We start from the raw sequence: 540 nt of genomic DNA, 5'->3' as shown, positions 1-540 counted from the left end.
AGTGATATGCCGGTTCAGGCGTTGTCACCAAACATCAAGGTCGAAGGTTTTCCTACCAAGCAACCTGCACGCCGCTTGCGCTCATATGAGGGACTTGAGCTAAATGAGCCAGGCTCGGCACTGTTCCAAGCCGGGTTTTCACCACTTGGATGCGTGGTAATAGACACGATCACGTTAGGTCTTGTTACAGGTTTCTTAAGTTGCCCAATGCAGTCAAGTAATTGAAAGGAGGTGCGTGTGAGATGTCGCAGAAACTAGATTTTGCCATTGAGGAGCTCGAAGATCTCGAGACCCCATGGGATTGGGGCCACTTCTTCGCTGGTGTTGGTACCGGTGTAGCCCTGGTAGGCATCGGCGCCGGCGTTGCCGTTACGTGATAGATCCACGGTCGACTTTGCACTAAGGCAAGATACAGAGGAGGTGACAATATGAAGAATCTAGATCTGGCCGTAGTCGAGCTCGAAGACCTTGAAGCCCCAGGCTTTGGCGAATGGGCCGCAGGGGTAGGCGTTGGAATCGGCCTTGGCCTAGCTGCAGTAG

At 53.1% G+C, this 540-nt stretch carries 3 protein-coding genes; all 3 read left to right on the top strand.

Annotated elements, in window-relative coordinates:
* Positions 1 to 225, top strand: a 225-nt coding sequence (locus tag HMPREF1627_RS10675; protein ID WP_420705303.1) for a hypothetical protein, incomplete at its 5' end; no start/stop codon positions are given.
* Positions 226 to 242: 17 nt separating this feature from the next.
* Positions 243 to 377 carry a daptide-type RiPP gene (locus HMPREF1627_RS10840; RefSeq protein WP_267958464.1) on the top strand — a complete coding sequence of 45 codons (135 nt, stop codon included), beginning with the start codon at positions 243 to 245 and terminating at the stop codon, positions 375 to 377.
* A gap of 51 nt (positions 378 to 428) precedes the next feature.
* Positions 429 to 540: daptide-type RiPP (locus tag HMPREF1627_RS10900; protein ID WP_420705304.1), on the top strand; the 112-nt coding region annotated here is incomplete at its 3' end.

It is taken from the genome of Actinomyces sp. S6-Spd3, from assembly GCF_000758755.1.
GTDB lineage: Bacteria > Actinomycetota > Actinomycetes > Actinomycetales > Actinomycetaceae > Pauljensenia.
This window is presented reverse-complemented; position numbering and strand designations above follow the sequence as displayed.

Coding starts and splice junctions, on each gene's coding strand:
- HMPREF1627_RS10840 (WP_267958464.1), top strand. CDS start 243: ATGTCGCAGAAACTAGATTTTGCCATTGAGGAGCTCGAAGATCTCGAG.